The organism is Streptomyces sp. NPDC001709, assembly GCF_053596375.1.
Window position 1 is genome coordinate 51,640 of sequence record NZ_JBSFGB010000024.1, and the last position, 26,076, is coordinate 77,715.

The 26,076-nt window shown below is 70.9% G+C and carries 22 protein-coding genes; 9 read left to right on the forward strand and 13 right to left on the reverse strand.

All coding sequences use genetic code 11. From position 1 onward, the window contains the following. Positions 1-29 precede the first annotated feature (29 nt). A complete protein-coding gene (locus ACWC0C_RS30455; protein ID WP_450867232.1) occupies positions 30-818 on the reverse strand; it encodes a hypothetical protein in 789 nt (262 codons plus the stop codon). A 42-nt stretch (positions 819-860) separates the two neighbouring features. Continuing rightward, entirely contained in the window at positions 861-1,187 is a 327-nt protein-coding gene (locus tag ACWC0C_RS30460; RefSeq protein WP_449195826.1) for a hypothetical protein, read from the reverse strand. Positions 1,188-1,296: 109 nt separating this feature from the next. Between ACWC0C_RS30460 and ACWC0C_RS30465 the strand changes: the two genes are divergently transcribed. From ACWC0C_RS30465 to ACWC0C_RS30490, 6 genes are all read left to right on the forward strand, one after another. Continuing rightward, complete coding sequence (locus ACWC0C_RS30465; protein ID WP_450867234.1) at positions 1,297-1,641, forward strand: hypothetical protein; 345 nt, start codon at positions 1,297-1,299, stop codon at positions 1,639-1,641. A 223-nt stretch (positions 1,642-1,864) separates the two neighbouring features. Further along, positions 1,865-3,112, forward strand: coding sequence for a L,D-transpeptidase (locus tag ACWC0C_RS30470; protein WP_450867236.1), 1,248 nt, complete (start codon positions 1,865-1,867; stop codon positions 3,110-3,112). A gap of 126 nt (positions 3,113-3,238) precedes the next feature. Further along, on the forward strand, positions 3,239-4,690 hold the full coding sequence (locus ACWC0C_RS30475; protein WP_450867237.1) for an ABC transporter permease: 1,452 nt from the start codon (positions 3,239-3,241) through the stop codon (positions 4,688-4,690). A gap of 140 nt (positions 4,691-4,830) precedes the next feature. After that, entirely contained in the window at positions 4,831-5,514 is a 684-nt protein-coding gene (locus ACWC0C_RS30480) for an ABC transporter ATP-binding protein (RefSeq protein WP_450867239.1), read from the forward strand. 300 nt (positions 5,515-5,814) lie between these two features. Beyond that, entirely contained in the window at positions 5,815-9,057 is a 3,243-nt protein-coding gene (locus ACWC0C_RS30485) for a S8 family peptidase (RefSeq protein ID WP_450867338.1), read from the forward strand. Between the two features lie 99 nt (positions 9,058-9,156). Next, positions 9,157-9,669: a hypothetical protein gene (locus tag ACWC0C_RS30490; RefSeq protein WP_449195821.1), complete on the forward strand. Its 513-nt coding sequence runs from the start codon at positions 9,157-9,159 to the stop codon at positions 9,667-9,669. On the opposite strand, the gene ACWC0C_RS30495 is transcribed toward ACWC0C_RS30490, so the two are convergent. Further along, positions 9,666-10,577: a helix-turn-helix domain-containing protein gene (locus ACWC0C_RS30495; RefSeq protein WP_449195820.1), complete on the reverse strand. Its 912-nt coding sequence runs from the start codon at positions 10,575-10,577 to the stop codon at positions 9,666-9,668. The genes ACWC0C_RS30490 and ACWC0C_RS30495 overlap by 4 nt on opposite strands. Positions 10,578-10,747: 170 nt before the next feature. On the opposite strand from ACWC0C_RS30495, the gene ACWC0C_RS30500 reads away from it, so the two are divergent. Beyond that, positions 10,748-11,788, forward strand: coding sequence for an NAD(P)-dependent alcohol dehydrogenase (locus tag ACWC0C_RS30500; RefSeq protein ID WP_450867240.1), 1,041 nt, complete (start codon positions 10,748-10,750; stop codon positions 11,786-11,788). Positions 11,789-12,241: 453 nt separating this feature from the next. Here the strand turns inward: ACWC0C_RS30500 and ACWC0C_RS30505 are convergent, their stop codons facing one another. Together ACWC0C_RS30505 and ACWC0C_RS30510 are read right to left on the reverse strand one after the other, a co-directional pair. Then, positions 12,242-12,961, reverse strand: a complete 720-nt coding sequence (locus tag ACWC0C_RS30505) for a hypothetical protein (RefSeq protein ID WP_450867241.1) — start codon at positions 12,959-12,961, stop codon at positions 12,242-12,244. A 123-nt stretch (positions 12,962-13,084) separates the two neighbouring features. Next, positions 13,085-14,446, reverse strand: a complete 1,362-nt coding sequence (locus ACWC0C_RS30510) for a macro domain-containing protein (protein WP_450867243.1) — start codon at positions 14,444-14,446, stop codon at positions 13,085-13,087. Positions 14,447-14,641: 195 nt separating this feature from the next. Here ACWC0C_RS30510 and ACWC0C_RS30515 point away from each other — a divergent pair, with 195 nt between their 5' ends. Continuing rightward, positions 14,642-15,481 carry a macro domain-containing protein gene (locus ACWC0C_RS30515; protein ID WP_450867245.1) on the forward strand — a complete coding sequence of 280 codons (840 nt, stop codon included), beginning with the start codon at positions 14,642-14,644 and terminating at the stop codon, positions 15,479-15,481. A gap of 228 nt (positions 15,482-15,709) precedes the next feature. Here ACWC0C_RS30515 and ACWC0C_RS30520 read toward each other — a convergent pair whose 3' ends face one another. The 8 genes from ACWC0C_RS30520 to ACWC0C_RS30555 all read right to left on the reverse strand — a co-directional run bounded on the left by ACWC0C_RS30520 (position 15,710) and on the right by ACWC0C_RS30555 (position 24,620). After that, positions 15,710-16,462, reverse strand: a complete 753-nt coding sequence (locus tag ACWC0C_RS30520; RefSeq protein WP_450867246.1) for a TIR domain-containing protein — start codon at positions 16,460-16,462, stop codon at positions 15,710-15,712. After that, positions 16,459-18,075 carry a hypothetical protein gene (locus ACWC0C_RS30525; RefSeq protein WP_450867248.1) on the reverse strand — a complete coding sequence of 539 codons (1,617 nt, stop codon included), beginning with the start codon at positions 18,073-18,075 and terminating at the stop codon, positions 16,459-16,461. Before ACWC0C_RS30525 ends, ACWC0C_RS30520 begins: the two co-directional genes overlap by 4 nt. Positions 18,076-18,095: 20 nt before the next feature. Beyond that, a complete protein-coding gene (locus tag ACWC0C_RS30530; protein WP_450867250.1) occupies positions 18,096-18,731 on the reverse strand; it encodes a hypothetical protein in 636 nt (211 codons plus the stop codon). Positions 18,732-18,908: 177 nt separating this feature from the next. Next, positions 18,909-19,628, reverse strand: coding sequence for a hypothetical protein (locus ACWC0C_RS30535; RefSeq protein ID WP_450867252.1), 720 nt, complete (start codon positions 19,626-19,628; stop codon positions 18,909-18,911). 100 nt (positions 19,629-19,728) lie between these two features. Next, positions 19,729-20,322: a DUF4291 domain-containing protein gene (locus ACWC0C_RS30540; RefSeq protein WP_450867253.1), complete on the reverse strand. Its 594-nt coding sequence runs from the start codon at positions 20,320-20,322 to the stop codon at positions 19,729-19,731. Positions 20,323-20,476: 154 nt separating this feature from the next. After that, the gene (locus tag ACWC0C_RS30545) at positions 20,477-21,577 is read right to left on the reverse strand and encodes a hypothetical protein (protein WP_450867255.1); all 1,101 of its coding nucleotides are present in this window, start codon (positions 21,575-21,577) and stop codon (positions 20,477-20,479) included. 87 nt (positions 21,578-21,664) lie between these two features. Further along, on the reverse strand, positions 21,665-23,299 hold the full coding sequence (locus tag ACWC0C_RS30550) for a M48 family metalloprotease (RefSeq protein ID WP_450867257.1): 1,635 nt from the start codon (positions 23,297-23,299) through the stop codon (positions 21,665-21,667). Between the two features lie 202 nt (positions 23,300-23,501). Continuing rightward, complete coding sequence (locus tag ACWC0C_RS30555) at positions 23,502-24,620, reverse strand: hypothetical protein (protein WP_450867259.1); 1,119 nt, start codon at positions 24,618-24,620, stop codon at positions 23,502-23,504. Between the two features lie 253 nt (positions 24,621-24,873). On the opposite strand from ACWC0C_RS30555, the gene ACWC0C_RS30560 reads away from it, so the two are divergent. After that, a complete protein-coding gene (locus tag ACWC0C_RS30560) occupies positions 24,874-26,028 on the forward strand; it encodes a cystathionine gamma-synthase (RefSeq protein ID WP_450867260.1) in 1,155 nt (384 codons plus the stop codon). Positions 26,029-26,076 lie beyond the last annotated feature (48 nt).

A 26,076-nucleotide genomic window follows, 5' to 3' on the forward strand; every position in this document is an offset into this window, starting at 1 on the left:
TTTTTTGTTCCTACGGCTTTGTTCCTACGTCACTTCAGCTTGGTCTGCTGGGCTTTGACGACCGCCGGCGACACCGTGTACGCCTTCTTCGCCATCATCGCGCCCAGGTTCGACGTGAAGTACACCGACAGGGTGGCCCCGTGCTGGTCGACCTCGGCGTGGACGGGTGCCGGGTCCCCTTCGTCCGAGTCCATGGTCGCGGTGAACGCCACCGTCCCGTCCCCGGTGCCCGTCGCCTTCTCCTCGGCGACCTTGGTGAACTGCACCTTCGTCCCCGCCTGCGTGCCGGGGAAGCCGCTCGTGCAGGCCTTGACGGCGGCGGAGAGCGACGTGAGGGCCTTCTCGGCACCGTCCCCGTCGTACGAGGCGAGGGTGACCGTGGTGACGTCCCGGTCCAGGGACTTGTGCATGGCCTCCTCGAACTTCCCGTCGCCGAGGTCGTCCAGGGAGGTCGGCTTGGCCGTGGGGGCCTTCTTCTGGTTCTCCATGGCCAGACGGTCGGTCTTGGCCGCCGCGTCGGCCGGCGGGAGTCCGCTCATCACCCGGGCCAGCGGCCGGCACGCGGCGCTGTCCGTCGTGATCGGCTTGGCACGGCCGGTCGGCACCGGTCCCACCTTGTACCCGGGGACCTCGCCGTCGGCGATGATCAGATTCTTCAACTCCGTGGCGCTCAGCGCCTTCGCGGCCGTACCCGAGTCCTTGGACCCGCCGGATCCGGGGTCCTTCGACCCACCGTTGGAACAGCCCGCGACAAGGGCGAGTGACAGCGCACCCAGAACCGCGGTGGCGCACAGTCGCACGCCCGATGATCTCTTCATGGGCGAACTATGTGGGTACCGTCAAAGATTCGTCAAGGTGAATTAAAAGCCCATGCGTTCGCGGCGCACCGAATACACCACGAAGGCGGCGCCCACACCGAGGAAGAGGGTGCCGCCGACGACGTACGGAGTGGTGTCCGGGCTTCCGGTGTCGGCGAGTTCGGTGTCCTCCGCGGCCTCCCGCGCGGTCTCCGCGGTCGCCTGCGACACCGCCCTGGCCTGCTCGGTGACCTGTGTCGTCGAGGACTGCGCCGAGCTCACTCTCGCCGCGGAGCCCTGCGACGCGTTCGCGGACGGGACGAACCACAGCGCGCACAGCAGGGTGCCCGCGGCGGTGGCGGTCAGCAGCGGACGGCGAGCGGATGACACGGAATATCGATCCCCTTGTGACGCTGGCGAATTGGCCGTGGGGAGCGATGTTAGTGAAAGTCGCGGGTCACAGGAAAGTCACGGGAGGTTTCGGTCGTACGCTCGCGCCATGAGCGCTGAACAGACATCACGTTTTGTACGGCTTCGGGTGGATCTGGTCCTCGAGGTGCAGGACGAGGACGAGGTCACCAAGGCCGCGCTGCGCCGGCTCGCGCAGGATCCGGAGGTGCCGGAGGCGGAGCGGGCCCAGGCCGAGGCCGCTGTGACGGAAGACACCGCGGAGGCCCTCGCCTACCTCGTGGACCCGTTCGACCTGGTCAGTGAGGTGCCCGGGGTGGAGCTGCAGCAGGCGTCCTGGTCGAGTGAGCGGATCGACTACGACCCGGACTCGCCGGACTGGGACCTGGACGAGGATGATGGGGAGGGCGACGAAGAAGAGGACGGCATCGGCTGAACGTCCCGGGACGCGTTTTCGACCCCGGACGGCAACCGCCGTCCGGGGTTTCGTCGTCTCAGGGGACGCACGGACCGGCTCCCGCACCACCCGCACCGCGCGTACGTGGTGTGCCCCACAGATCCAGCGGATGGGGAACGGGGCGGCACGGCCGTAGCGTTGGGGATTCTTACGGGGGACTCTCGGGGTTTTCGGCGACTCGGCAACGATGGAGAAGCGTGTGATGACGGACGGTAAGCGGCGCAAGGGGCTGATGGCCGCGTCCGCCCTGCTCGGCGGTGTTCTGGCGCTCACGGCGTGTTCCGGCGGCGGCAAGTCCTCCGGAAGCGGCAACGGCGACTCCTCGCAGGCCCAGGCCGACGCGGCCGCGGCCAAGAAGTCCTCGCAGGCGCAGATCACGATCACGCCGAAGGACGGCTCCGACAACGCGTCGATCAACAACTCCGCAGCCGTCACGGTCAGCAAGGGCACGCTCACCGGCGTCTCGATGACCACCCAGGACGGCAAGGCCGTCGCCGGTCAGCTCTCCGCCGACAAGACGAGCTGGAAGCCCAGCGTCCAGCTGGAGCGCTCCACCACGTACAAGGTCGCCGCGGAGGCCAAGGACTCCCAGGGCCGCATAGCCCACGAGAACGCCTCCTTCACCACGGTCTCGCCGGCCAACAGCTTCATAGGCACCTTCACCCCGGACAACGGCTCCACGGTCGGTGTCGGCATGCCCGTCTCGATCAACTTCGACAAGGCGATCACCAACAAGGCGGCCGTGCAGAAGGGCATCACGGTCAGCTCCAGCAGCGGCCAGGAGGTCGCCTGCCACTGGTTCAACGCCAACCGGATGGACTGCCGCCCGGAGCAGTACTGGAAGGAAGGCGCCACCGTCACGCTGAAGCTCGCGCTCGACGGGGTCGAGGGCGCGCCCGGCATCCATGGCGTCCAGCAGAAGACGGTCACCTTCCACATCGGCCGCAACCAGGTCTCCTACGTCGACGCGCAGACCCACCAGATGAAGGTCACGCAGGACGGCAAGGTCATCAAGACCATCCCGATCTCCGCCGGCGCCCCGGACAAGAAGACGTACCAGGGCCAGATGGTGATCGCGGAGAAGTTCAAGCAGACCCGGATGAACGGCGCCACGGTCGGCTTCAAGGACTCCGACGGCAAGGGCGAGTACGACATCAAGGACGTGCCGCACGCCATGCGCCTGACCACCTCGGGCACCTTCATCCACGGCAACTACTGGGGCGCGCCCTCCGTCTTCGGCAGTGTCAACACCAGCCACGGCTGCGTCGGCCTGCAGGACGCCAAGGGCGCCGGCGACCCGAACACCCCGGCCGCCTGGTTCTACAACAACTCCCTGGTCGGTGACGTGGTGGTCGTCCAGAACACCGGCGACAAGACGGTCGCCCCGGACAACGGCCTCAACGGCTGGAACATGGACTGGGCTCAGTGGAAGGCCGGTTCGGCCGTCTGACGGTTCGGCCGTCCGACGGTTCCTCCACAGCGTGCCGGTGCCGCCCCCAGGGGCGGCACCGGCGTTCTCATGCTTCTTTTATGCCGGCCTTAGGGTGCCGTCACGGTCCGTCCCTAGCTTGCGGCCATGTTCTTCACCTACCTGAGGCGCGAACTGCGCCGCCGCAGAAAGGCGGCCCTCGTCGTCGCCTCCGGACTCGCGCTGGGCATCGCGCTGGTCATCGTGGTCGACTCCGTGTCCAACGGCATGGGGAAGGCCCAGGACAAGGTCCTGCAGTCGCTGTACGGCCTGGGCACGGACATGACCGTCACCAAGGCGCAGACGCCGAGCGGAAGCAGCTCGCAACGCCCCCGCTTCCAGTTCGGCGCGCGGAACGACGACGACAGCTCCACCCAGAGCAGCGACCGGGTCATGGTGCAGGGCTTCACCACCCTGTCCTCCTCGACCGTCAGCAAGGTCGCCGGCCAGCAGGGCGTCTCGAGCGCCGTCGGCGGGCTGAGCCTCAACGTGTTCAAGGTCAGCGGCCAGTTCACGCGCGGCCAGTTCCAGCAGAACGGGAGCGGTGGGGGATTCCAGCGCGGCGGCGGCCGGCCGCAGGGTGAAGTCAAGGGCGGTGGCGCCGACTTCGACATCAACCAGTACACGGTCTTCGGTACGGACGTCGCCCACACCGCGCTCGGCCCGCTGACCTCCTCGAAGATCACCAGCGGCCGCACCTTCAGGAGCACCGAGACGGACGCCGAGGTGGCCGTGGTCGACTCGGCGTACGCCAAGGAGAAGAAGTACGAGGTCGGCTCGACCGTCACCGTCAAGGGCACCAAGTACGAGGTGATCGGCATCGCCACCGCCGACAGCGGTGACTCGGCGGCCGATGTGTACATCCCGCTGAAGCAGGCGCAGACCCTCGCGGACGAGAAGGACAAGGTCACCACGATCTACGTCAAGGCGACCGACTCCCAGAAGATCGACTCCGTCAAGGGCGCCATCCAGAAGAACGTCTCCGGTACGACGGTGACCACCTCCTCCGACCTCGCCAAGACGGTCTCGGGGTCCCTGTCCACCGCGTCCTCCCTCGCCACCAAGGTCGGCACGTGGCTGTCGATCGCCGTCCTGGTGGCCGCGTTCCTGGTCGCCGGCCTGCTGACCTCCTCGGCGGTCTCCCGCCGCGTCCGTGAGTTCGGCACGCTCAAGGCGCTGGGCTGGAAGTCGGGCCGGGTAACCCGGCAGGTGGTCGGCGAGGCGGTCGTCAACGGGCTGGTCGGCGGAGCGCTCGGCATCGCCCTGGGCCTGGCCGGCGCGTACGCCGTCACGGCGATCAGCCCGACGCTGCAGGCCCAGCTGGGCGGCGGCACGGCTGCCGGTGGCGGTTTCGGCGGCGGGCCCGGTGGCGGCGGTTTCGGCGGGCCGGGGCGACAGGCGGCGCGATCGCTGGAGGTTGCCCTGACGGCCCCGGTCAGCGTCACGACCATCGCGCTGGCGGTGGCCCTGGCAGTGGCGGGCGGCCTCGTCGCCGGAGCCTTCGGTGGCTGGCGGGCGTCCAGGCTCCGTCCGGCGGATGCCCTGCGCCGGGTCGAGTAGCCGAAGTCGGCTGCGCAGGCGCCCCGAAGGGGCGCGGGGCGGTACCGATATGCGGCTCCGCCGCGTGGGCGCGAGCAGCCCCCACCCACCCGCAGCCGACGACGAAGCGCACCACCCCCGAACCCCACCCAGGAGCCACCATGTACGAACTCAATAACGTCACCAAGCGCTACACCCGCGGCAAAGACACCGTCCACGCCCTCGACGGAGTCGACCTCACCATCGCCGACGGAGACAGACTCGTCATCCAGGGCCCCACCGGCGGCGGAAAGTCCACCCTCCTGCAGATGCTCGGCGGCCTGGACCGCCCCACCACCGGAGAAGTCGTGCTGGACGGCACGGATCTGGCCAAGCTCAGTGAAGCCCGGCTGACACGGGTCCGCAGCGAGAACATCGGCTTCGTCTTCCAGTCCTTCAACCTCATCCCCACCCTCACCGCCCAGGAGAACGTGGAGACGGCCCTCGTCCCCCTCGGCATCAAGGCCAAGGAACGCCGCGAACTCGCGGCCGACGCGCTGGAGTCCGTCGGCCTCGGCGAACGTCTCGCCCATCTCCCCGGCGAAATGTCCGGAGGGCAGCAGCAGCGCGTCGCCATCGCCCGGGCCGTCGTGAAGAAACCCAAGGTGCTGCTGGCCGACGAGCCGACCGGCAACCTCGACGAGGGCATGCGGGACGAGATCATGGACGTACTCGAACGCCTGTGGAAGGAACACGGGTTGACCTTCATCGTGGTCACCCACGACTCCGCGATCGCGAAGAAGGCCCCGCGGCTTGCCACCATCCGGAAGGGAAAGATCACGGTGAGAGAGAACGCCGGCACCTGACGGCGCACAACACCGATTGCTCACACGGCACTTCGCGGTTCTGTAACGGTGTCCCGCCCGCGGCGTAACAGTTTTCCGTCGCTTTTTCTTACCCTCCTCTCGTCTATTGAGCCCTCTGATCACCCCCCGGCATACTGCGTGACCCGGGGGGTGACGTGTATGCGTACGAGACCGCCCCCGGCCGGGTGACGGGGAATTCGCCCGGTACTCCATCTCCAGGGGGAGAACTTGCGCAGACAAGTGAAAAGTGCGGCCGCGGCCGGTGTCGCCGCGGCCGCCGCCGTCGCCCTCGCAGCGGGTATGACCAGCCCGGCGTCGGCGAAGCCCGCGGAGCGCATCCCGGCCGCCGCCTCCGCGCTCACCGCGAAGACCCATGTCACCCTCATCACCGGTGACCGCATCGCCCTCGACGCCAAGGGCCGGCTCGTCGGTCTGGAGCGAGCCAAGGGCCGTGAGCACATACCCTTCCAGGTCCGCAGGACCCCGGGTCACACGCTGGTCATCCCGGTCGACGCGGCCCATCTGGTGGCCTCCGGCAAGCTGGACCAGCGCCTGTTCGACGTCACCGAGCTGAACAAGGCCGCCACCCGCCGGTCGCAGAAGAACGGCCTGAAGGTCATCGTCGGCTACAGCGGCTCCGCCCCGGCCGCCAAGGCGGACGTCCGGAACGTGGCCCAGCTGCGCCGCAGCCTGACGGCCCTCAACGCCGACGCCGTGCAGACGCCGGTCAAGGACACCGCCGAGCTGTGGCACGCCGTCACCAAGGGCGACCAGGCCGCCTCCGGCATCGCCCACGTCTGGCTCGACGGCGTCCGCAAGGCCTCCCTCGACAAGTCCGTGCCGCAGATCGGCGCGCCGGTCGCCTGGAAGGCCGGCTACACCGGCAAGGGCGTGAAGGTCGCCGTCCTGGACACCGGGGTGGACACCAGCCACCCGGACCTCAAGGACCAGGTGATCGAGTCCAAGAACTTCTCCGGCGCCGCCGACGCCACCGACCACTACGGGCACGGCACCCACGTCGCCTCCATCGTGGCGGGCACCGGCGCCAAGTCGGGCGGCAAGTACAAGGGTGTCGCTCCGGACGCCAAGATCCTCAACGGCAAGGTTCTGGACGACACCGGCTCCGGTGACGACTCCGGCATCCTCGCCGGCATGGAGTGGGCGGCCGCGCAGGGCGCCTCCGTCGTCAACCTCAGCCTCGGCGGCTCCGACAGCCCCGGCATCGACCCGCTCGAGGCCGAGGTCAACAAGCTCTCCGCCACCAAGGGCATCCTGTTCGCGATCGCCGCGGGCAACGACGGCCCCCAGTCGATCGGTTCGCCGGGCAGCGCGGACGCCGCGCTCACCGTCGGCGCCGTCGACAAGAAGGACAAGCTCGCCGACTTCTCCTCCACCGGCCCGCGCCTCGGCGACGGCGCGATCAAGCCCGACGTCACCGCGCCCGGCGTGGACATCACCGCCGCCGCGGCCAAGGGCAGCGTCATCGACCAGGAGGTCGGCGAGAAGCCCGAGGGCTACCTGACCATCTCCGGCACCTCGATGGCCACCCCGCATGTCGCGGGCGCCGCCGCGATCCTGAAGCAGGAGCACCCCGACTGGGGCTACGCCGAGCTGAAGGGCGCGCTCACCGGCTCCGCCAAGGGCGGGAACTACACGCCGTACCAGCAGGGTTCGGGCCGTATCGCGGTGGACAAGGCCTACCGGCAGACCGTGATCGCCGACCCGGTCTCGGTGAACTTCGGGATGCAGCAGTGGCCGCACACCGACGACAAGCCGGTCACCAAGAAGGTGACGTACCGCAACCTCGCCGACAAGGACGTCACGCTCACCCTGCGCAGCACCGCCCTCGACCCCAAGGGCCACGCGGCCCCGTCGGGCTTCTTCAAGCTGGGCGCGACCAAGGTGACGGTCCCGGCGCACGGCAAGGCCTCCGTCGACCTCACCGTCAACACCAGGCTGGGCGGCACCCTCGACGGCGCGTACTCCGCGTACGTGACCGCGACCGCCGGCGGCCAGACGGTCCGCACGGCCGCCGCGGTGCAGCGCGAGGTGGAGTCGTACGACATCACGCTGAAGGTCATCGGCCGTGACGGCAAGCCTGCCACGTACTACACCGCCGACCTCAGTGGTGTCTCCGGTCTGGCGAACGGCACGGAGCTGAGCCCGTACGACGCGTCCGGCACGGTGAAGGTGCGCGCGCCCAAGGGCACGTACATCCTCAACTCCTCCGTCGACGTGGACCCGAACGACGCCCGCAAGGGCCTCGACTGGATCGCCCAGCCGAAGCTGACCGTCGCCAAGAAGCAGACGATCACGATCGACGCGCGCAAGGCCGAGCCGGTGGACATCAGCGTCCCGGCCTCGGGCGTGACCTCGCAGTTCGCCTCGCCGGGGTACTCCCTCACGCTCGGCGGCAACGAGTACGGCTACAGCTGGTTCCTGGACTCGTACAAGAACTTCCGCACCGCCCACCTGGGCCCGCGGCTGCCCGTCGGCCAGCTGTTCCAGCAGTGGGACGGCCACTGGACCAAGGGCGGCGGCGAGGAGTACGACGTCACCTCCGGCGGCCCGGTCAGGCAGCTCGCCACCGGCTACACCAAGCACTGGAAGGCGAGCGAGCTGGCCACCGTCAAGGCCCGGCTGGGCGCCGCCACGAGCGGCAAGACCGGCTCGATCAGCGCCACCGGCTGGCTGGCCGGCAGCTTCGGCGCCTCCTCGATCGACATCCCGCAGAAGCTGCCCGGCACCCGCACCCTGCACGTGTCCACCGGCGGCGGGGTCCTGTGGGGGCTGCAGTTCACCCAGTACGGCGGGCGCGACCAGGACGGCTTCCCGATCCCCGACGCCGGGTACGAGCTCGGCGAGTCCACCTTCAAGGCCGGCCGGACCTACACCAGGACCGTCAACACCGCGGTCTTCGGCCCGCATGTCGACAAGGACCTCGGCCTGTACCGCACCGGCAACGAGATCTACGGCTCGCTGCCGCTGTTCGCCGACTCCGGCAAGCATGCCGGGTCCTCGCAGTTCACCTCGGTGAACACGACCCTGTACCGCGACGGCACCAAGGTCGGCGCCAACGACGACCCGCTCTTCGGCGAGGCCACCTTCAAGGTCCCGGCCGGTGACGCCGGGTACAAGCTGACCACCTCGGTCAAGCGCTCGGCCAAGGTCGCCCAGGCCTCCTCACGGATCGACGCGGCCTGGACCTTCCGCTCCAAGAGGGTCGCCGGCACCCCCGTCCAGCTGCCCGCCTCCGTCCTGCACTACGGCGTCACGACCGGCCTGGACAGCAGGGTCGCGGCCGGCGCGACGGTCACCTACCCCGTCACCGTCGAGGGCGCGGCAGCGGGCAGCAACCTGAAGTCGCTGGCGGTGTACGTCTCCTACGACGGCAAGACCTTCAAGAAGGTCGACGTCCGCAACGGCAAGATCACCGTCAAGAACCCGGCGAAGGGCAAGTCCATCTCCCTCCGCTCCCAGATCACCGACAAGAAGGGCAACACGTCGGAGATCACCATCTACGACGCGTACTTCGGCAAGTAACCCGCACACCGCTTGACGAGCCGAGGGGCACCCGGAGCATGGACTCCGGGTGCCCCTTCTTCGTACGGAGACCGCCCTCAGCCCATAGGGTCGCTACCCGTGACCGCATCCCTCACCGCCATGATCACCGCCGTCGTCGGCGTCCTCGGTACGCTCCTCGCGCCGCTGCTCGGCCAGAGGTACTCCGGCCGGCAGCGCGCCCGGGAGGCGGAAGAGGCGGAGCGCAGGCGGGTCTTCGAGGAGCGGCGCACCGCGTACACCCATATGAACCGGGCCTCGCGGCAGTTCCACACGCTCCTGAAGGACGCCCTCCACCGGCTCCGCGACGGTGTCTACACCGAGCAGGACCGCGACCAGGTGGAGGAGGCCCGCCGGGAGTACCGGGATCAGTACGCCGAGGCCCAGATGGTCGTACCGGAGCGGATCCTGGAGGCGTCGCGTGCCGTCAACCGTGTCCTCGCCGGTACCGACGCGGTCGTCAAACGCCTTGACCGGGGCCTGGCCCGGGACGGGGAATCCGTGGAACGGGCGCTGCTCGAACTGAAGGAGGCCGAGCCGCTGCTGGCCACCATGCGGCGGGTGATGCGGGTCGATCTGGGAGTTGACGACTAGGCGGACGGGACCGGGCGGCCGGTGTCCGTGCTCCAGCTGGCCAGGAGGCGGAGGGAGTCGGCGGAGGGGGAGTCCGGTTCGGCGTGGTAGGTGATCAGGGACTGGTCCGAGTCGTCCGTCAGCCGGAAGGACTCGAAGTTCAGGGAGAGATCGCCCACCAGGGGGTGGTGCAGGTGCTTGACGCCATGGGTCTTCTCCTTGACGTCGTGCGTCGCCCACAGCCGGCGGAACTCCTCGCTCTTCACGGACAGTTCGCCCACGAGCGCCGAGAGCTTCGGGTCGTCCGGATAGCAGCCCGCATCCATGCGCAGGGCACAGACGATGTCGATCGCCTTCTGCTCCCAGTCGAGGAACAGGTCCCGGTAGTCCGGCCGCAGGAACACCAGCCGGGCCCAGTTGCGCTCGGCCGCCGGCAGTTCCGCCCAGTCGCCGAAGAGCGCCGCCGCCATCCGGTTCCAGGCCAGGATCTCCGAGCGGCGCCCGACGATGTACGCCGGTACGCCGTCCATCGTGTCCAGCAGCTGCCGCAGCGCGAGCCGCACCGGCTGCTGCCTGGCCGCCGGCTTCTTCTTGTGCGACTTCGGCTTGGCCAGATGCGTCAGATGCGCATGCTCGGCGTCCGACAGCCTCAGCGCCCGGGCGATCGAGTCCAGGACCTCCGCCGAGACGTTCCGCCCGTTGCCCTGTTCGAGGCGGGTGTAGTACGCCACCGACACCCCGGCCAGCTGCGCCAGCTCCTCGCGGCGCAGCCCCGGCACCCGCCGGTGCCGTCCGAAGTCCGGCAGGCCGACGTCCTCCGGCTTCAGCCGGGCTCGCCGGCTGCGCAGGAACTCGCTCAGCTCGGCCCGCCGGTCCAGCGGCCGCCCGACGGCGGCTGCGACCTGCGGTTCCGAGTCCCTGTGTGCCATACGTCCAGTATTCCTGGTCGTACGTGCACGAGCCTGACCCCGCCAGTAGTAGGCACAGCGGTCGTACGCAAAGGCGTGGTCTGGGTGGCCGGCCCAGGCCGCGGCAGGCTGGCAGCCGTACCCGGTCGGAAGGCAACCGGGCACGGAACACCTGCTAGGAGAACCCCGGCATGACCACTGTTGCTGCGTACGCCGCGCCCGCCGCGAAGGCTCCGCTGGAGCGGACCACCATCGAGCGGCGCGCCGTCGGCGAGTTCGACGTCCTGATCGACATCAAGTTCGCCGGTATCTGCCACTCCGACATCCACCAGGCCCGCGAGGGCTGGGGCGAGGCCATCTTCCCGATGGTGCCCGGCCACGAGATCGCGGGCGTGGTCTTGGAGGTCGGCCCCGGTGTGACCAGGTTCGCCGTCGGCGACCGGGTGGGCGTCGGCTGCATGGTCGACTCCTGCCGTGAGTGCGAGAACTGTCTCAAGGGCCTCGAGCAGTTCTGCCTCAAGGGCATGGTCGGCACGTACAACGCCATCGGCAAGGACGGCGAGCCCACCTACGGCGGCTACTCCGAGAAGATCGTCGTCGACGAGAACTACGTCGTGCGCATCCCCGACGGCCTGTCGCTGGACGTGGCGGCCCCGCTGCTCTGCGCCGGCATCACCACCTACTCGCCGCTCAGGCACTGGAACGCGGGCCCCGGCAAGAAGGTCGCCGTGGTCGGACTGGGCGGCCTGGGCCACATGGCCGTCAAGATCGCGCACGCGATGGGCGCCGAGGTGACCGTCCTGTCGCAGTCCCTGCGCAAGAGGGACGACGGCCTGAAGCTGGGCGCCGACCACTACTACGCCACCAGCGACCCGAAGACCTTCGAGGAGCTGGCCGGCACCTTCGACCTGATCGTCTCCACCGTCTCGGCACCGATGGACTTCGGCGCGCTGCTGTCGCTGCTGAAGGTGGACGGCGCGCTGGTCAACGTGGGCGCGCCCGAGGAGCCCGTCGCCCTGAACCTGTTCTCGGTGATCGGCGGCCGCAAGACCCTCGCGGGATCGATGATCGGCGGCATCGCCGAAACCCAGGAGATGCTGGACTTCTGCGCCGAGCACACCCTGGGCGCCGAGATCGAGCTAATCAGCGCCGCGGAGATCAACGAGGCGTACGAGAGGGTGCTGTCGAGCGACGTCCGGTACCGGTTCGTGATCGACACGGCGACCATCTGATCGGGCCGACGGGGTGTGGCCGGCCGGGTGGCGGTGGTCGCGGAGCGGCCACGCTGCCGAGGAAGAGCAGGTCGTCCAGCCGACCGCCGCGGCACCGGTGCCCGAGCCCATGCGGGAGTGGCGGAAGGGGCCGCGGAGTCGCCGACGACACCGTGCCGCCCACCCCCGTCCGCCGCGTCTGCGCCGGATCCCTCCCCGGCGTCCGAGCCCCAGCCGGCCGGCAGGCCTCCCACAACGGACACGGCCAGGACGGCCCGCAACCTCGACGCACGCACGCACGACTCGCGGCCGCGGCGCCGGTGTCCGAGCCCATGCCGGAGGCGAGGGCGCCGGAGTCGCCGATGACACCGTGCCGCCCACCCGGAGCCGCAGCCGGCCGGCAGGCCTCCCGCGCCCGTATCCGGGCGTGATCGGTCTGCCGTCGGTCCCCCCGTCGGTCTCCCTGCCCCCCGCCTACTCGACGGGGAACCGCTCTCCGGCGCCGTAGGAGCGCACGAGCACAGCCGCGTCGGCCCCACCCGGCCGTACGACATGGGCGCGGCCGAGACCCGTCACCCGGACCTCGCCGTCCGCCACCTCGAGCAGGGTGTTCTCGTCCACGGCGATGCCGTAGGGCGCCGCACCCCGCCCGACCACGGTGGCCAGCCGCGCGAGCGTCCCCCACTGGGCGGCGTGGACGTCCACCGCGAACGGCACCAGCCCCAGCCCCGCCCGCACCTCGACCTCCGCCAGATCCTCCCCGGTCTCCTCCGGGCACACCGGCACCCCGTCCACCAGCCACCCGCCGACCACGGCCCGCCGTGCGGCCACGGCGGCACCGGCCGAGAAGCCCGCGTACGGCATCCCGCGCCCGGCGAGCAGTCCCGGCAGCCGCTGCGGACACTCTCCGAGCGCCTCCTGATAGGCGGGCGTCAGCCCGCCGCACACCAGCAGCCCGTCGATCCCCTCCAGCGCCTCCTCCGGCTCGAACCGGCCGCCGAGCGGCACGAGCAACGGCACCGGCGAGCCCGCCCCCGCCTTCCGCAACACCTCGGCATACCGCTCGAACTGCGCCGCCCCGTCCCCCTCGTCGAGGATCAGGCACCCGATCCGCCGGTCCCCTCCGGCCGCGGACACGAACGGCTCGTACACCTCGGCGGTGTCCCACCCGCCACCGATCAGAAACGTGCTCATCCGGCTTCCCCCTTGTCGTTCATCCGCTCGGTTTCGGTCCGGAAGTATTCCGGAAGTGCTCCGGAAGCGGGCGGTGGCTGTCGGCGGAAGCGGCGGCGGATCTTTGCTGGGAGAGTGAAGAGGTCAACCGGCAGCGCTGGGCGGGAGCTTCAGCCCCCGCTCGTCCAGGTCACGCAGGAACGCCTCGACCGACGACAGATCGGTCCGCTCCAGCTCGCCGGCGGGGATGACGACGCGCAACTCGGGGGAGACGGCGGGATCCTGGTGCAGGCTCCGGACGAAGGTCTCGATGATCAGCGACAGCAGCTGGGTGCGGTCGAGTTCCACGATCCGGGACAGGCCCGCGCCGATCAGCGGGATCGCCACCGGTTTGAACATGCCGTGCCGGGCCACCGCCGGCCACAGCCGTTCCAGGCTCAGCCGCAGGTCCGCCGGTGCGGACCGGGCACGCAGGTCGTTGCCCAGCTGGGAGTAGGCGAGCGCGAAGATCCGGCGTTTGCCGTCCGGCACCGCCACCGCCGTGCCGATCGGATAGCGGGTGCGCCGGCCGCGCCGCTTCGCCCGGACGCTCTCCGTGGCCCGCGGGGTGAACTCCTTCAGCCCGCGGCGCAGTTTGTCGTCGAGCAGCCGGTGCCGGCCCTCGAAGAGCCGGTCGACCAACTGGCCCTGCACGCTCTCCCGGCTGATCACCACGTCGTCGGGGAAGGTGTCGAAGGTGTCGCAGAACCCCACGACCAGATTGGCGTCCTCCTGGTCGAACAGGTCGCCGCGCAGCACGACCACGTCCACCCGCAGGCCCCGCAGGGTGTGGCGGAGGAGCTCATCGCCGTGCCGCTCGCGCAACCGGGCGGTCAGCCGGGCGAGCACGGCGGCGGCCTCGGGGTCGTCCGGCCGTTCCCGGACCGTCCCTTCGGCCACCGGGAGGGCGAGGTCGTAGCGGCCCAGTGCCGTGTGCCCCGCGATCAGTTCCCGCCGCGCGGTCTCCCTGAGCCCGGTCAGCCGCCGCACCGGCACGGTCGCGAACTCCTCACCGTCCACCTCGGCCAGCGGCCGGCCGCGCCAGAGCGCCAGGGCCTCCGCGAGCAGCCGGACGGCCGACGCCGGTGCCGCGTGCAGCGCGTCGCCCACCAGACGGGTGAACTCCGTGCTGTCCAACTCCTCGACCGACAGGTCGAGTTGGTACGTACTCTCGGCGCCGCGCGCGGTCGGCAGCTGGCCGGTCCGCACGATCCGCGCACCCTGACCCGGCCCCGCGAGATCGAACGCGCGCCGCAGCTCCAGGATCCGCTTCTGTACCTCGTTGCGGTTGCGCAGGCCCTGGTGCGGCAGTTCCACGGTCTGCTGCCAGACGTCCCGGTACAGCCGGCGGGCGGTCACGGCCTCGCCCTCGGCGGCGACCAGGCGGAGCAGCAGACGCGCGGTCAGCGGGGTCAGGCGGACCGGGGCGCCGTTCACGTCCAGCCGGACGGGGCCCAGGACGCTCACGCGTACGGACGGTGTCTGCACGCGCCTCGCCCCCTCCGGCCGCATGACACCTAGTCAACACTGTTGCCAGCGTACCAAGATGCCCTGGAGGCAAGCGTGCGATTGACCGTTCCGCACCCGTCGCCCCGCCGGCCGCCGCGCCCGTCGCCGCGCCCCGTGCGATCCCGGCTGCCGCGGTCCTGGCGCGGGTGGCGGGTGTTCCTGGGGAACGTGCTGGTGGCCTTCGGCGCGGTGTCGGCCGTCGTGCAGTTCGTCAGCCAGCTGTTCCCGCAGACCGTGTCCCGGCCCGGGGCGGTGCTCGCCGGTTCCGTCGCACTGTGCCTGGGCTGGGGGCTGGCCCGGGCGCGTCCGCAGGCGGCCGTACGGCAGGAGTTCACCCGTCCCCACATGACCGTGGTGGTCGAGGAGGGCGACCTCTTCGACCAGCCCGGGCATCTGGTGGTGGGATTCACCGACACCTTCGACACCCTCGTGGACGACGGTGTCGTCATCAACGACGACAGCGTCCAGGGACAGCTGCTCGCCCGCCGCTACGCGGGGGACGCCCACCTGCTCGACGCGGAGCTCGCCGCCGCGCTGGACGGGGTCGCCCCGGTGGCTCGGGAGAGCGCGCGGGACAAGCCGCGCGGCAAGCGCGCCCGGTACCCGATCGGGACCGTCGCCGTCCTCGGCAGCCGCCCGCAGCTCGTCTTCGCCGTCGCCTACAGCCGGATGGGCAACGACTGCGTCGCCTCCTCCGGGGTCCAGGAACTGTGGCTCGGCCTGGACCGGCTGTGGGACGCCGTGCACCGGCACGGCCAGCTGGAACGCGTCACCATGCCGCTCACCGGAGCGGGCCTCGCCCGGCTGCACGATCTCGACGAGGACACCCTGCTGCGGCTGATCCTGCTGTCGTTCGTGGCGCACTCCTGGGAGCGGACGGTCTGCCGTGAGCTGCATGTGGTGGTCCGCCCCGGCGAGCTGAGGCGGATAGACCTGCCGGAGACCGGCGCGTTCCTGGCCGGCCTGGCGGCGGGCGCCCGGCGCCACATCTGACGTCCGACGCCGGATGCCCCCTCGGCACACCCGAGGGGGCTGGGCCCTGTCGTCGGATTCCCTCCCCCGGCGCTCGCCGGGAGGTGGCCCCGGCCCGGCAACGCGGTCGGGGCCACCAGCCGCCGCCGGCCCCCCTCCGGGCGGACGACGGGAACTCGACGACAGGGCCTGGGCGGTACGGGCCCTCCCCCGGCCGTGGAAGATCGACCACCGGGCCCGTACCGCGGCTCAGTGGACCGGCGGCACTCCCCGCCCGGTACGGCCGTACGCCGACAGATGGCTGTACGGCCAGGTCTCGCGCCATTCGGAGCCGGTGTCGTCGACCGTGCAGCCCGCCAGCTTCAGCCGCTGCACGATCTTGCTCAGGGCGCCCTCCGAGCCGTCGAACCGGATGACGTTCCGGCCCGCGATGTCGGCGATCGCGCGCAGCTCACCGACCTCCACCATCAGCGTGCGCTCCGGGTAGGCCATCAGGACCATGCCCAGCTCGATCAGCACGTTCGGCCGGGGCTGACCGGTCGGCTCGATCTCGTACGGCGGCTCGTGCCTGCCCCGCAGGTCCGGGTGCAGCTGGACGATGTCGTCCGGGGTGAGCAGCACGAGGGCCGCCTGGGCCTGCTCGGGAGCCTTGGCGACGACCTCGCCGAGGAACGGTGCCGTCTTGCCGGTGGCCCTGACCAGGTCCTCCCACTCCAGCGGGCGCAGATCGAGCCGGCGCAGCAGGCCGAACATCTTCGTGCGCACCTCCTCGTCCCGCCCGTGGACGACGAAGACGTTGCGGCGGCGGTCGGGGGAGGGCCCGGGGCGTTCCCGGTCCCCACGGGACGGCTCGGGGCCGCCCGGGGCAGTGCCGTAGAAGTTCTGCGTGCCCGAGTTGGTGGAGTTTTTGTTGCCGGTGACGAAGCTGTTGTTGCTGCCGAAGGTGTTGCCGCTCCCGTAATTGCTGCTGGGACCGCCCGTGCCCGTGGAGGTGTCCGTCATGCCGCTCCCGCCCCTCGACCGCCCTCGGAGCCGCCGAAGTGGTTCTGCGTGCCCGAGTTGGTGGTGTTGTTGTTGCCGTTCACGAAGCTGTTGTTGCTGCCGTAGTTGAGGATGTTCGTCTGGCGGGCCTCGTGCTCCGCCAGGTCCACGTTGTGCTCCTGCAGGAACTCACGGACGATGTGCAGGAGTTGACGCTCCACGATCTGCGTGTACTTGATCGTGTCCGTCTCCTGGAAGAAGACGTGGAAGGCACCGCTGGCCGCGAGCTCCCGGATGCTGGTGAGCGCCCCGCGGTTCACCACGGTGTCCGCGTACCGGCCCAGACCGAACTCGCTGGAGTCGGCCGCCTGCGGCAGCTCGATCCGGTTCCTCCGCCACGGCAGCAGCCCCGACAGCGCCGCGGGCGCCCGGGAGACGAGGGACCGCAGCGCGGCCTCGGGCGTGGCCCGCAGGGTGTGCCAGCCGACCTTGAGCAGGGTCCGGCCGTCCAGCGTCGCGGGGAGCCGGTCCACCAGGTGGAAACTCCCCCGGATCGGCCCCAGCACATAGGAGTAGAACTCGGTGTGCAGGGTGCTCCCCTTGAGGTCGAAGCCCACGAACGCCGTGGTGACCAGCTCCTGGTTCCATGAACCCACCCGGATGCACAGGTAGCCGCGCCCCGAGCCGTAGGCGTCCCGCCAGTGGTCGACGCTCTGCGCCGGGATCGCCGTCAACGCGCCGCGCAGGGTCGTGACGGCCGTGGTGAAGGTGCTCCGCTCGACGGCGAGCCCCTCGATCCGCGCCAACCGGGTGGCCTGGTCGCGCAGTTCGGACCGCATGCGGGCGGATATGTAGTCGGTGATGTCCTCGACGGTGAAGGGGATGATCTCCTTGCGCCGCGGCTCCTGACCGGCCGCGTGGGCAGAGCCGCTCGTCCCGACCGCGCCGGACGCCGGGGGCATACCGGGCATGCCGGGAGCCTGCCGGCCCTCGAACACGCCGAGCGGCGCGCCGACCAGCAGCTCGGCGGTGGACCAGCGCCGCACCTGATCGCCCGCGCCGACGAACGGCTTGTAGCCGCCGTAGCAGATCTGGCTGCTGTCGGAGGTCTGCTCCCGGTTGATCTTGGCGATGAGGTGGTCCGTCAGCTCGGGATGCGCGGGGTAGGAGCCGTCGAACCCCCGCCCACGGCGGCCCTCCGAGCCGGTGCGGCGGGCCAGCCGGGTCGAGAGCTGCTGCAGGGTGACGACCCGCCGCAGGAACGCGGTGACCCACAGCAGCCACGCCGCCAACAGCAGCGCGGCGAAGCCGTTGAGCACGCCGACGGCCATGAAGAAGTACGTGACCACGAGGCCCGCCCCGAGCAGGGCCAGCCGGATGCGGTGCAGCCGGCGCGCCGCCAGGGCGTGCGCGAGCACGGGGACCGCGTCGTACCCGTACGACGGTGCCACCACCCGGAACCGGTGGGTCAGCAACTCTCGGATGACGGTGGTGCGGTAGACCGGGTCCAGGTAGGTGCCGGCGCACAGCAGCCGGGTGGCGTCGCTGTTGGCGTCCACGGACGGGCGGCCGGTGACCTGCCCGTCCGGCTCCGGCGCGGGAGCGGGAAGGGAGGAAATGATGTCATTGGCCATGGCTGTGTTCTCCGCTTCCTTCAGCCGGCCGAGGCCATCGTGGCGTGCGTGATGACCCCGTCGGCCACGGTGTACTGACCGCTGAACGACTTCTCCGTGCCGTCGGTCTGCTGGGCCACCAGGCTCACCGAGACCGTGTCGCCCTCGACGGACTCGACGGTGACCTCGTCGTGCTCGGTCGTGGCGAAGCCCGACTGGAAGGCGTCGTACGACTCGTCGAGGTTCTTGCCGCCCAGCTCCCATGCGGTCTGGAAGTCGTGGGCGTTGATGGCGTCGAAGAAACGGGTGACGGTCGCGGCGGGTCCGGTGGTCCCGTCGGTGCTGTCCGTGCTCGGCGTGGTGTCCGTGCTCTGCGTGTCCAGCGTGCTGGGGTACAGGTCGGTGGCGTCGTCGCCGGCGGTGGGCGCGGACGGCTCGGTGCCGTACGCCGTGGAGGTGTCCGGTGTCCAGGAATCCGTCGGCTGCGGTTCGTAGGAGTAGCCGCCCTGGCCGGTCACCGAGGTGGCTCCGGCCGCGCTGTCCTCACCCGAGGCGAGATGGAGCATGAACACCATCAGCAGGATCAGCAGCAGGGGGGCACCGGCTATGGCCAGCGCGTAGGTTCTCTCCTGGCCCTCTGCGGGCAGGAGACCGGGCGGCTCGTAACTGTGGTTCATGGGCCCTCGCAACTCCCGGTGGACAACCGGGGTTTGGCTTGTTCCAACGGCGTGGCGAGAGCCACCTTGCCCGACATCCGCGGAGCGGAAGCCGGTTTCGCGCTTCCGATACGCTTCCGATCCGGGCCCCGTGGCCGGGCGGTGCGGACCGTCCCCGACCGCCCGTCTACCCCATGATCAGCTTTCTGGCGGTGCCTCTCCGGACATGTCCGCGGCGTATGCGAGCAGGACGGCGAAGCGCTGCCACACCAGCAGATGGCTGTTCAGCGGCGCATGGCCCGGACGGAGAAGGGCACGGATCCCGTCGAGGCAGTCGGCCAAGGCCTTCCGCGCCGGCTGGTCCATCCGGCCCAGTCCGGTGAGGTACGCCGTCGCACACGCGTCCAGACGGGCGTGCAGACCGGCGAGTCGCGCTGCCTGATCGGCGAGTCGCCCTGCCTGACCGTCGTGGTGGGTGGCTTGACGGCCGTGATGGCGCGATTCGTCGGGAGGGGGGAAACGCTTGAAGTCGGCGTGGCGGTTCGCCACGGCGGCGATGAGCCCGAGCCGTTCGGGCGCCGACGCGCCGGGCCGGTAAGGCCCTGCCAGAAGTGCGGTGTCGGCGGACCGGGGGGTCCGCCGGCCGGCCGCCTTCTCCACCCTGCGGCGAGCGGCGAACGCCCGCACCTGCGCGAGCCGGACCGCGCGCCCGGCCTCCAGAGTGTCCAGCGCCCGGATCATCGCCGCGGGATCCCTGCGCAGATCGGGGGAGGGCCGCGCCATGGCGGCGAGGTAGGCCCAGGTCGCGTTGAAGCCGAGCGGACAGTACTGCCCGACGGCACACCGCAGCGCCGTGTACCGCCGGGGGAGCGGCAACCGCTCGTCCCACACCCTTCGCGCGTACGTCCCGAAGCCCATCCGAGTCAGTCAGCCCTCGGCCCGGGCGACACCGATGGGGCAGGACACCGCGAAGGACTCACCGAGTCGGAGGTGCGGGGCCGCGGGGTGGAGCAGTCCGTCATCCGCTCAGGTGGGCGAGAAGCTCGTCACCGATGGGATAGGGGCGTTCCTGGGGCAGCAGCCTGGCGGCGGAGTCCAGGTCCCCACCAGTGACGAGGGCTTGGATCTCGTGGGCGAGTGGGGTCACGTCGCGGATGGCGACCGTCCACTCGTCCGCATAGCGTCGTGCGGCCTCACCGGAGAGGCCGAGTTGCAGGGACCGGTACGGCAGGGGTTGCAGGCGCAGGTCCCGCTCCGGGTCCCACTGCACGCGGGTGGGCGCGCGCCTCAACTGACGCTGCCAGGTGGCGCGGTCGGGGTGGACCTCGCGGGCGTAGCTCGACAGACAGGCGTGGCGCAGCGCCCACTCGAAGCCGTCACGGGCGATTTCGACAGCGAGCACGGTCTCCTGCCCCGGCTTCGTGCCCCAGCCGCAGCGGTACATCATCCACAGGAACGACGGCTTGATCCACGTCATCCTGTCCCGCTTCCACACGGCCGGGAAGCGGCCGTCGCGAACAGCGGGCAGGCCGATTTCCGGGCAGTACGCCTGGTAGACGGTGATCGTGGATTCCGAGTGGGCCGCACGGATCCTGCGTTGCGGTTCTTCCATGCCGTACAGCGTGGGGTCGACCGGTTCAGGCGGCCACTGATTTTCGACGGCTGCCCGCCGCGACGGAGAGCTCCGGCCGCAGCACCGCGCCCCCGCGTTCGTCTCGTGGGGGTGCGCTCCTCTGAAGCCCGAGGGGCCGACTCACACGTCGTTGTCAGGACGCCGCCGCCACCGCCTGGGCCGTCTCATTGCGGACCCGGCAGTAATACGCCGCGGCGTCGTCGCCCCGGTAACTCCACGGCAGCGCGTCCACATACCCGTCCACGAGCTTGAACTGCTCCAGCGCCGCCGCGTGCCGATCCTGCAGATGCAGGTAGAAGGCCAGCAGGTGACGCAGCTGGGCGAGGCCCGGCCGGTCGGGATCCGCGGCTGCCGCGGCCGCCGCGTCCGCGAGGCCCGCGTCGACCCGGGCCACCATCTCGGGCGTGCCGTCGGCCGCGACATCGGTCGACCTGTCGTGCTCGAAGTGCGCGATGAGCGGCAGCGCCGTCAGCAGACTGCCCAGCGGCGCCCCGGCCGCCGCCCGCTCGGCGAAGCCGAAGGCCAGCTCCTGCGATCCCCGCCACTTCGCGCACCAGTACTGCAGCGCCGCGTGATGGGCGCCGTAGTGGTGCGGGGCACGGGCGGTGATCTCCGCCCACAGCTTGTCCATCTCCGCGTGCGGGTAACCGAGTCCGAGCGCCACCCATATCTCCGTGATGTACGGCGTCGGGTCGTCGGGATTCAGCGCGGCCGCCCGCGCGATCTCCTCACGCGCGGTGGCCAGCGTGCGATGGAAGCCGTCGAACTGCTCCCGCGTGGTGTTCTCGGCGCGCAGCGCACCTCGCAGTTCCCAGGCCAGGTACACCGTGCTCTGCGCCCTGACCACGGCCGCGTCCGGGTCCTGCGGGCGCGCCGCCTCCCAGCCCAGCAGCCAGGCGTCCTCCTCGGCCGCGACCGTGCCCAGCAGACCGGTGACCGTCGAACGGCGCTCCCAGTCCCGGCCGATCGTCCGCAGGAGTTCGGCGGCGGGCCGCCACTCGCCGCCGCGCACCGCGGCGAGAGCGGCCGACCACGCGTCGGGCAGCGGCGCGCAGTGCTCGGTGTCCTGCCGCTCGGCGGGCAGCAGGCCGAGCCGCTCCGCGGTCTGCGCCGCCGCGTCGGGGCCGGGAGGACTCGGCGAGAAGAGTTCCTTCACGAACACGCCGGTGAACCACACGGCGGCGATCACGACAGGGAGGGCCAGGATGCCCAGGATCCACAGCAGGACGGTCATCGGCGGGTTCGATCCGTTCTCGTTCTTCGGTCTTCGTTCTTCGTTTGTGGTTCGTTGCTCGTCGGCGGGGGAGGGCGCCGGCCGGCGTCAGGCGTGCTGTGTCGTCGGCGGCAGCAGGGCGCGCAGGGGCGCGGTGTCGGGGTGGTCGGCGAGCGCCGCGTCCAGCGCCTCGTCGAGCGCGGCCTCGGGGCCCTCGTCCTCCGCGGTCTGCGAACCCCAGCCGGGCAGTCGTACGGCGGCCGGGCGGGACCAGGAGAACTCCCAGTGCAGCAGTGAACGGACGCTGAACTCGGCCAGCACCATCGTCCGCACCGACCTGGCCAGCACGGGCCGTGCGAACTCCCGGAACACCCGCCCCTTCGCGGCCACCGCCTCCTCCGACAGTGGCAGCCGCTCGGCCAGCTGCCACAACCGGCCGTCGTCGATGACCGCCAGCAGTGCGGCCAGGGTCGGCGGCTGCCCGGTGTAGTCGGCCAGCACCCGGTGCAGCGGGGTCTGCGCGGAGGACAGGCCCGCGGCCATCGAGGCGTCCAGCAGCTCCTCCCAGGCGGCGGTGCGCCGGAAGGCGAGCACCTCGTCGGTCAGGACGGCGTCCTCCAGTGCGGCCAGGGTCCGGTCCGGGTCGGTGAGCAGGGCGAGCGCCGCGCCCTTGGCCTCCTCGGTACGTCCGTCGGCGGGCAGCGCCTCGATACGGCGCACCCGTTCGGCGATCGGCGGGTGCGAGTCGTACGGCGAGGCCGGCTCCTCCGGCAGCTCCGAGCGGAGTCGCACCAGTTCCCGTTCACGGGCCGTCAGCAGCTTGCCGAAGCCGCCGAAGAACTCGCCGCGCGGCGGCAGCAGCCCGGCCTGCAGGCCGAGGGTGGCGTAGGAGTCGAGGTAGAAGCCGTGGGAGGCGGACAGCACCGGGATCTCGCGCAGCGCGGACGCCGTCGCGTCGCGTCCGGCGATCCGCGCGGCGGCCAGATCGGCGGCGAACTCCTGGCCGCGCGCGGTGGACAGCGAGGCACGCAGATAGAAATTGGCGTACGCGGTGTAGATCGCCGCCATGATCCGGTACGTCGCCCCCGAGCCGCTGGTGTCGACCTGCTTGGCCTTCTTGCCCTTGGCGATCCGCTTGGCGGCGGCCTGTTCCTGCCGAGCCCGTTCGGCGGCCGCCTTGCCGTCCGCCTTGGCGTGGAACTGCCCGATGACCCGGGCGAGTTGCACCCGGCCGCGCACGACCAGTGCGGACAGCCGGGTGTCGCCGCCGGTGAAGTGGCCGTATTCGTGGGCGAGTACGGCCCGCAGCTCGGCCTCGGTCAGGCCGGTCAGCAGCGGAACGCCGAGGCGCAGGCGGCGCGGGCCGGGGCGCAGGCCGAGCAGCCGCGGCTCCTCGCTGACGGACGCGTTGACGTCGCCGGTGAGCAGGATCCGGTCGGGGACGCGGGTGCCGGACGCCGCCGCGACCTCCCGGACCAGCGCCCACAGCCGGGGCTCGCCGGCCTCCGTGACCGGGATGCCGGGGCCGTCCTCGCCCTTGGGCGTGCGCAGCATGAACAAGCCGCGGACGACGGGGATGGCCAGCAGCACCGACACGACGGCCATCTTCGCGACGACCGGACCGTGCCCCCAAGTGAACATGGCGATGTCGAGACCGAGCAACGCCGCGAGCAGCACGAGGCTCAGCAGATAGAAACCGAGCAGCAGTACGAGAGCGCGCAGCGCGCGCAGAGTTGCGCCCATCGGGCAGATCCCCCCACAGGACCTCAGAAACAGGACATGACGAAACAGGGCATCACGCGGCACCTGGCCGAGGTGGTGGGCGGGGGTCGGTGCGTGTGGTGCTTGTGGTTCGTGCGGTGCGTGTGGGGGGATGCCGGAGTATGCCCTACCGCAGGTCAGAACGGCAATGCGGATACGGCGGGGCGCCGGCCCCGGTGGCGGCTCAGCCGGGGAGGGTGGCCGGGCTGCCGCCGTTCGCCTCGTAGCCGCCCACCGCCAGGGCGCGGTACACGGCGAACTCGGCTGCCGGGTCGGCGGAGAGCGTCCAGGGCAGCGCGCCCACGTGTCCGTCGACGTGTATCAGCTGGTGCATGGCCTCCTGCCAGCGCTCGGCGCGGACCAGGAAGAAGATCAGCAGATGGCGGACGTGTGCCAGCACCGGGTCGTCGGGACGGGCCGAGTGCACCGCGTGCAGGGCGCCGTGCATCGCCTTGGTGACGACCTCGCTCTGGTAGAAGCCCGCCACCAGGTTCACCTCGGGGAGGTGCTCGAAGACCGCGAACAGCGGCAGCGCGGCGAGCAGCGAGCCCTGCGGGGCGCGGGCCGCGGCGGCCTCGGCGAAGGAGTACGCCTGCTCACGCGAGCCGTGCCACTTCTCGCACCAGTGGTGCAGCGCGGCCAGATGCGCGCCCATGTGGAGCGGTGCACGGTCGAGGATCTTCAGCCACAGCTGGTCGAACTCGGCCTGGGAGTAGGCGAGTCCACGGGCAACGGACAGCTCGATGATGTACGGCACCGGGTCACCGGGGGCCAGCAGGGCCGCCTGCGCGCACGCGTCCCGGGCCTCCTCCATGATGATCCGGAAGTCGTCCGTGCCCGGCGTCGACGTCCGCCAGGCCTGCTGCACCAGGAACTCCGCGTAGACGGCGGCGGCGCCCGCGTCCTTGGGCTGCTCGGCCCGCCACACCCGCAGCCACTGGCCGCCCGGTGTCTCGTGCACCCCGCCGGGCCGCTGCCGCAGCTCCAGGGCGGCGGCACCGGCGAAGGCCTGCACCCGCTGCCAGCGGCGCTCGCCCTCCTTCTCGGTGCCGGCCAGCAACTGGGAGGCCGCGCGATAGTCCTGGGTGCGCTGCACCACCTCCAGGACGTCGAGCAGGTCCTGGTCCGGGCCCGGCATGCGCACGTCCAGCTCCTCCTGGCGCACGAAGCCGTAGGCCGCCGGGTCGGCGGCGTCCGGGTGTCCCGGGGGAACCTGCTCGATCACCCCGCGCCTGCGCCGCATGAGCGGGAGCAGCACGAAGCTCAGCATGAGCAGCGCCATCAGCAGCCAGAGAATCGCCATGCCCCAAGCGAACCAGACGCCGCCGACAATTGGCGAACCCCGCCGCGGGTCTGTGGAAAACTCCGGTCCGGGTCATGACAGGGATGCCCTGGGGGCGGGTTTCCACGAGTGTCCTGGGTCGTTTCCCGAGGGCCGTGGGTCGTCTCCCGAGGACCCTGGGCGCGCCGTCCCCGTACAGGGAAATCCCTTCGGCCGGTGCTGCCCGGGCCGTGCGGGCGTCAGCATCCGGCCCAGCGCATTACGCTCGGTTCCCATGAGCGACAGGCACACCAGTCAGCATTTCGAGACCCTCGCGATCCACGCGGGCAACACCGCGGATCCCCTCACCGGCGCGGTCGTACCGCCGATCTACCAGGTTTCGACCTACAAGCAGGACGGCGTCGGCGGGCTGCGCGGCGGCTACGAGTACAGCCGCAGCGCCAATCCCACCCGTACCGCCCTCGAGGAGAACCTCGCCGCGCTGGAGGGCGGCCGTCGCGGCCTCGCCTTCGCGTCCGGCCTGGCCGCCGAGGACACCCTGCTGCGCACGCTGCTCAGCCCCGGTGACCACGTCGTGATCCCGAACGACGCCTACGGCGGCACCTTCCGCCTCTTCGCCAAGGTCGTCACCCGCTGGGGCGTGGAGTGGTCCGTCGCCGACACCAGCGACCCGGCCGCCGTGCGGGCCGCGATCACCCCGAAGACCAAGGCCGTCTGGGTGGAGACCCCCTCCAACCCGCTGCTCGGCATCACCGACATCGCCACCGTCGCGTCCGTCGCGCACGACGCGGGCGCGAAGCTCGTCGTCGACAACACCTTCGCCACGCCCTACCTGCAGCAGCCGCTGGCGCTCGGTGCGGACGTCGTCGTCCACTCCCTGACCAAGTACATGGGCGGTCACTCGGACGTGGTCGGCGGCGCGCTGATCGTCTCCGACCAGGGCCTCGGCGAGGAACTGGCCTACCACCAGAACGCGATGGGCGCCGTCGCCGGTCCCTTCGACTCCTGGCTGGTGCTGCGCGGCACCAAGACCCTCGCGGTGCGCATGGACCGGCACAGCGAGAACGCCACGAAGGTCGCCGACATGCTGACCCGGCACCCGCGCGTGACCAGTGTGCTCTACCCGGGCCTGCCCGAGCACCCCGGCCACGAGGTCGCCGCGAAGCAGATGAAGGCGTTCGGCGGCATGGTGTCCTTCCGGGTCGAGGGCGACGAGGAGGCCGCGGTCGAGGTGTGCAACCGCGCCAAGGTGTTCACCCTCGGCGAGTCGCTCGGCGGCGTCGAGTCCCTGATCGAGCACCCCGGCCGCATGACGCACGCCTCCGCGGCCGGCTCCGCGCTGGAGGTCCCCGCCGACCTGGTGCGCCTCTCCGTGGGCATCGAGAACGTCGACGACCTGCTCGCAGACCTCCAGCAGGCCCTGGGCTGACCGAGACGGACGCGCGCGTCCGGGCGCCGGTCACAAGGCTCGCCCCGG